This is a genomic window from Bacteroides sp. 1001302B_160321_D4 (assembly GCF_015667765.1).
Classification (GTDB): Bacteria; Bacteroidota; Bacteroidia; order Bacteroidales; family Bacteroidaceae; genus Bacteroides; species Bacteroides xylanisolvens.
In genome coordinates this window covers 59,100-65,006 of sequence record NZ_JADPLO010000034.1, presented here as the reverse complement: position 1 = coordinate 65,006, position 5,907 = coordinate 59,100, and the positions used below count along the sequence as shown (strand labels likewise).

The 5,907-nt window shown below is 38.9% G+C and carries 5 protein-coding genes; 3 read left to right on the top strand and 2 right to left on the bottom strand.

Going from position 1 to position 5,907, the window contains the following annotated elements:
• Nucleotides 1-425: 425 nt before the first annotated feature.
• On the bottom strand, nucleotides 426-1,478 hold the full coding sequence (locus tag KFO40_RS14210; RefSeq protein WP_008640849.1) for a winged helix DNA-binding domain-containing protein: 1,053 nt from the start codon (nucleotides 1,476-1,478) through the stop codon (nucleotides 426-428).
• Nucleotides 1,479-1,516: 38 nt separating this feature from the next.
• Nucleotides 1,517-2,752, bottom strand: coding sequence for an ATP-binding protein (locus tag KFO40_RS14205; RefSeq protein WP_004299291.1), 1,236 nt, complete (start codon nucleotides 2,750-2,752; stop codon nucleotides 1,517-1,519).
• 208 nt (nucleotides 2,753-2,960) lie between these two features.
• On the opposite strand from KFO40_RS14205, the gene aroA reads away from it, so the two are divergent.
• The 3 genes from aroA (at nucleotide 2,961) to KFO40_RS14190 (ending at nucleotide 5,563) form a co-directional block, all read left to right on the top strand.
• Nucleotides 2,961-4,190 (top strand): 3-phosphoshikimate 1-carboxyvinyltransferase, encoded by a 1,230-nt coding sequence (gene aroA / locus KFO40_RS14200; protein ID WP_211146498.1) that lies wholly within the window; start codon nucleotides 2,961-2,963, stop codon nucleotides 4,188-4,190.
• Nucleotides 4,191-4,202: 12 nt separating this feature from the next.
• Nucleotides 4,203-4,772: a Crp/Fnr family transcriptional regulator gene (locus KFO40_RS14195; RefSeq protein WP_004306591.1), complete on the top strand. Its 570-nt coding sequence runs from the start codon at nucleotides 4,203-4,205 to the stop codon at nucleotides 4,770-4,772.
• 74 nt (nucleotides 4,773-4,846) lie between these two features.
• Nucleotides 4,847-5,563 (top strand): SDR family NAD(P)-dependent oxidoreductase, encoded by a 717-nt coding sequence (locus tag KFO40_RS14190; protein ID WP_118158767.1) that lies wholly within the window; start codon nucleotides 4,847-4,849, stop codon nucleotides 5,561-5,563.
• Nucleotides 5,564-5,907 lie beyond the last annotated feature (344 nt).

Here is a 5,907-nt window from a genome sequence, read left to right as displayed (position 1 = left end):
TTTTCTTACGGGCATTTTTATTTTATCGGCTGAAAGACAGCCGATAAAATTGGCGTGGCGGAAAATAGTATGGTTACCTTTAAAAGGAATAACCAGTTCCTTTTAAAGGAACGATTCATTGATCGGTGAGAAACACTTTATTCCTTTAAAAGGAGCATATAAAACTTTATTTTAAGTGCTATCCCAGAGCTAACCTACACCTGAAACAGCCAACACTCCACATATCAATTTGAGACAAAATAAAGGCAAGTTCTATACATCTATTCTATAAAAGACACAGACTAAAACAAATTATTCCCAAACACAATCGATTTATTTCTTTTCTAAATTCGAAAACAGCAAATCCTTCTCATTTTCAACTCATGCCTAAATATATCCTGCATATATGGAATTATACAACGATAAAATATACGTTTTTTCATATATTATCGCCAAAACCGTATATACTTATCTTTCTCACGATCCAACGCACCTTCATCAACACAATCATCCAACCGGAACCATGAATGTTCTATCAATGAGCCTCTCTTTTTAACAGACTTATCCCAGTTTCCTATCACTTGTCCTTCATGAAGAACAATCGGATAAAACAGACCATTATTGGTAAATGCTTTCGAGTAATGCTCTTTAGGCAAAACGTCTGTCCGGTCTTTATAACCAAGCAAATATTCATCATAAGAAGGAAGAAGATGCAAACTGCCGGTAACTTTTCCACGAGTCCGGCAATCTTCATGAATATACCATGTCTGTCCATTCCATTCTTCTGCCGTTAATTCCGAATCAATCAAATAAATAGCTTGACGTGCATCTGTAATAGGCAGCCCCGACCACCAGACAAAATCTTGCAAAACAGCAGGAGCATGACTACGAAAATAGCTTCTAGCCAAACGAGCCAAAGATTCATCTTTGGTCAATTCCGGCACCGGCGGAACACGCTCTTCCAAAAGCGCATACGTACATTTACTTCCTTTATCTTCCCCACTACATACAATCCCCACCTGCTCCGCACGAGCCATAAAGCGGGTCATACGATGATTATCCGCTACAATCCCCGAACGGTTAAAATGCTCGGCAATCTCCTGCCTCGTCAGGCTTTTTTTCCCACAAAGAATTTTCTCCAACAGATTATGACTTTTCGTATAGAGTTCTTCAGAAATCTCCAAGTCATGCCCTTTCGCATAAGACTCATTAGCAGATATAATACGCCCGGCGGAAAGTTTCAACATCCACCGGATATCTTCTGCTGCTACGAGATGCCATGTCGGACGCATTACATGAGTCCGCAGGATTTCACCATCACGGAGCGCTTTTTCCACAGTTTGAATCGTTGCTGACTTCAAACGCATTCCTACTGCCCATTTCACCATGGAATAATTCTGTGCCTGCATAGCTCCCATCCAGGACACAAGTTCCTTGGGTTGAAAGAAAAGAGGACTTAATAACTGTTGGTTGAGTAAACGTATATTCGGTATTTTCATCATACTTATTTATAAAAGAAAAAACAGTTGTTCTTTGATTAAATGACACGAGTAATGGAATGTAACAAAACAGAAGACAAGAAGTCTCTAATATAAATATGTTCTATCCCTTCATAAGTATTTTCAAACATTTTTTCTCCGGACACTACCACTTTCGGATAATTATCTTTAATCTTCAATAAATTCCCGAATTCTCTTTCAATAGTTTCCTGTTTAGAAAGTTCAAGAGAGACTTGCACATAGAGAATCTCTCCATTCCGTTTACAGACAAAATCTATTTCTTCCGTACCCAATGTCCCGATTTTTACATCATATCCACTATATACCAAATGATTATAAACCAAGTTCTCCAAACGCATCGCTCTGTCCTGTGGCTTGTACCCCGTAATCACATTACGAATCCCCATATTCTCAAAATAATACTTCTCCCCCCTTTCGAATAATTTCTTTCCGGCAATATCATACCTTCCTACCCTGTGTACAATAAAAGCATCCGATAATGCCATCGCATACTCACTCACAACATAAGGAGAAATATCCACTTTCTGACTTTTCAGAAAATCACTGATACTCTTGCTGGAAAATAAGTTGCCAATGTTACCTGCCAAGAACGAAACTAGTTGTTCCAAAAAGACCGTATTCCTTATATTCTTTCTCTGAATCACATCTTTTAATATAATGGTAGAGTAAATGCTCCTCAAATACTCCATAACAACAGGTTCTTCCATCGGCAAATGTATCAGATAAGGCAATCCTCCATAATGAATGTATTTCTCCAATGACGCATCCGTATTCTCCAGTTCATGGAAATCCAGAAATTCAATATACGACAAACTATAAACCACAAATTCAACATACCGACCTCCCAATTCATTCGCTAAATCACTGGAAAATATCTCTGAATTACTGCCCGTCACATATATATCATTATTATCATCCAATGCCAACGAACGGATAGCCAACCTGAAATCTTGTATTTCCTGTATTTCATCGACAAAAATATAGTTCATTCTATCATCTACCGATTTTGAAAGAATATAATCATTCAGTTCTTTATAAGTCTTTATATCTATAAAATTGACATCTTCCTTATTTATATAGATAATGTTCGCATCACTCTCTTCTTTCCGTATCAACTCCATGAGTTGATACAAAATAAAGCTTTTACCGACACGACGATGACCAACCATCACTTTTACCAATGTTTTCCTCATGAAAGGTCTTATGCGGTCAACATAAGTGTTTCTTTGTTTAATTATGCGAGGTATTTTCATTCTACTTCTTTTTAAATACGATTGCAATACATCACAAATATAGCATTTATTTTAAATACAATTGTAATTTCTTGAGATTTTATCCTCTACTTCAAATACGATTGCAATTTCCCCATTCCAAATTTTCTATTGTTTTTCTGACTTTATAACTGCATATATACCAATTTATGTCTATTTTTGTCATCTCAAACCAAAGAAAATAGAAATGATGCTCTATAAACTCATCCCTCCTTCAGTAGTAACAGCAACCATCCAGTTGCCGGCTTCTAAAAGTATCAGTAATCGTGCATTAATCATCAATGTGCTGGGCAAAGGTATTTATCCTCCTGAAAACCTGTCCGATTGTGACGATACACAGGTGATGATAAAAGCTCTCACCGAAGGGAAAGAGACGATTGACATCATGGCTGCGGGCACTGCTATGCGTTTCCTTACCGCCTATTTAAGTGTGACCCCGGGGGAACGGACAATCACAGGAACAGCCCGTATGCAGCAACGCCCGATACAGATATTAGTCAATGCGCTTCGTGAGTTAGGAGCTGAAATAGAGTATACCCGCAATGAAGGATATCCTCCCCTCCGCATCAAAGGTGCAGAATTGAAAGGAAACGAAATAACACTGAAAGGAAATGTCAGTTCCCAATATATATCTGCTCTATTGATGATAGGTCCGGCACTCAAAGACGGTTTGACTTTGCATTTAAGCGGTGAGATAATTTCCCGTCCTTATATCAATCTTACATTGCAACTGATGCAGGACTTTGGAGCCAAAGCCGCATGGACTTCTCCCAGTAGCATTTCCGTTGCTCCACAACTCTATCAGAGCATTCCTTTCAAAGTGGAAAGTGACTGGAGCGCAGCTTCCTATTGGTATCAGATTGCTGCCTTATCTCCCAAAGCAGAAATTGAATTATTGGGGTTGTTTCCTAACAGTTATCAGGGAGATAGCCGGGGAGCAGAAGTTTTCTCACGCTTAGGTATAACTACCGAATTTACATCGCAAGGTGTGAAACTGAAAAAAACAGGCAAAGCGCCGGAAAGACTGGAAGAAGACTTTGTCGACATTCCGGATTTGGCACAGACATTCGTTGTTACCTGTGCCTTGCTGAATATCCCTTTCCGTTTCACCGGATTACAAAGCCTGAAAATAAAAGAGACTGACCGTATTGCCGCCCTGCGAACCGAGCTTAAAAAGCTGGGATATATGATCAAGGAAGAAAATGACAGTATATTAATGTGGAATGGCGAACGATGTGAACCGGAAGAAACTCCGGTGATTGAAACCTACGAAGACCATCGGATGGCAATGGCATTTGCACCGGCAATTATCCGCCATCCCAATTTACTTATTGCCAATCCGCAAGTCGTTACCAAATCATATCCCGGATATTGGGAAGATTTGAAACAGGCCGGATTTCAGGTTATAAACGAAGGCTAATTTTCATACGCTGTGGAAGATTTCAACAAATATACTTCCCACATCAACTACTCCCCTATTGTAGATTTTGTATTACAACAGGGGAAGCAGACCTATTATAAGAAAGGAGACTACTTTTCCCGCCAGGGAGAAGTATGCAAAACAATGGGGTTCGTCAGTTCCGGTTCTTTCCGGTACTGTTGCACCAACAGTGTAGGCGAAAACAGCATTGTAGGCTATACTTTCGATCATTCTTTTGTTGGCAACTATCCGGCTTTTCAGTTACAGGACAAATCAAATGTAGATATACAAGCCTTGTGTGACTGCTCGGTATACGTAATCAATTATCAGCAAATGGCAGACTTCTACGATACCAACGACGCTCACCAAAAGTTAGGACGCCGCATCGCAGAAACGTTATTGTGGGAAGTCTACGACCGGATGATTTCAATGTACAGCCTGACACCGGAAGAACGCTATCTTGAAATTATCAACCGTTGTCCCGACTTACTGAAACTGATAACTTTAAAAGAACTGGCTTCCTATCTTCTGATTCGTCCCGAAACATTAAGTCGTATCCGAAGAAAAGTCGTACAAAAATAAATTCTTGATTTCAATCAAGAGTTTATTTATTCCCTACCCTTACTTTTGCGGGCAAACAAAGTATATTGTATTTCATGAAAAAAATTATAATTATAGGTGCAACTTCCGGCATCGGTCGCGGATTGGCAGAAGTCTATTCTCAAGAAGATTATCTTATCGGCATTACCGGTCGCAGAGAAAATCTATTAGAAGAGGTATGCGCCCGGGACAAAGACAAACTATTCTATCAAGTGTGCGACATCACCGATACACAAGCTACCATTTCATCCCTCGAAACTCTCACTCGAAAAATGGGTGGAATGGATATATTGATTATCTGTGCCGGGACCGGAGAACTAAACCCCGAACTCTCCTACCAATTGGAAGAACCTACCTTACTAACGAACGTGATAGGATTCACCAACATCGCAGACTGGGGTTTCCGATATTTCGAACAGCAAAAAAGCGGGCATCTGGTTACTATTTCCTCTGTTGGAGGTACGCGCGGCAGTGGCATCGCTCCCGCCTACAATGCGTCGAAAGCCTATCAAATCAACTATATGGAAGGATTACGACAAAAAGCAACTAAATCTCCTTATTCTATTTACACTACCGATATTCGTCCCGGATTTGTAGACACCGCTATGGCAAAAGGAGAAGGATTGTTTTGGGTTACTCCCGTTGATAAAGCTGTGAAACAAATTAAAAAGGCTATTTCTAAAAAGAAAAAAGTAGCTTTCATTTCCAAAAGATGGAGATATGTAACTATCCTGTTTCGTCTGTTGCCATCTGCTATTTATTGCCGGATGTAATGATAGATACTCCATAGCCAACACATATTTGTCTAAGTAAATCTAATAAAAAAACACCTGCCCCAACTGTTTATACAGATATTGGTATCTACCAAATTCTAGTTATGTATATAAGTCTGTACGGGAATCATATTAATGATAATAGCTAACTCACAAATAAACAGCTCTCTTACAATTGGAGGACACTTTTAGGGTTCAGTAATCAATGATGAAAAAATAAGTTCTTTCAGAACTAGGATGGTTTATAAAATTAGAATTAACGGCACAAATATATAATATATTTTAATACATAGCATGTATTTTCAAAAATAATATCAAATTCTCATTCATTTTTTCTTTTTAAA

Excerpts from the sequence above, each read along its gene's own strand:
- aroA (WP_211146498.1), top strand. The coding sequence starts at position 2,961 with ATGCTCTATAAACTCATCCCTCCTTCAGTAGTAACAGCAACCATCCAG.
- KFO40_RS14190 (WP_118158767.1), top strand. The coding sequence starts at position 4,847 with ATGAAAAAAATTATAATTATAGGTGCAACTTCCGGCATCGGTCGCGGA.
- KFO40_RS14205 (WP_004299291.1), bottom strand. The coding sequence starts at position 2,752 with ATGAAAATACCTCGCATAATTAAACAAAGAAACACTTATGTTGACCGC.
- KFO40_RS14210 (WP_008640849.1), bottom strand. The coding sequence starts at position 1,478 with ATGAAAATACCGAATATACGTTTACTCAACCAACAGTTATTAAGTCCT.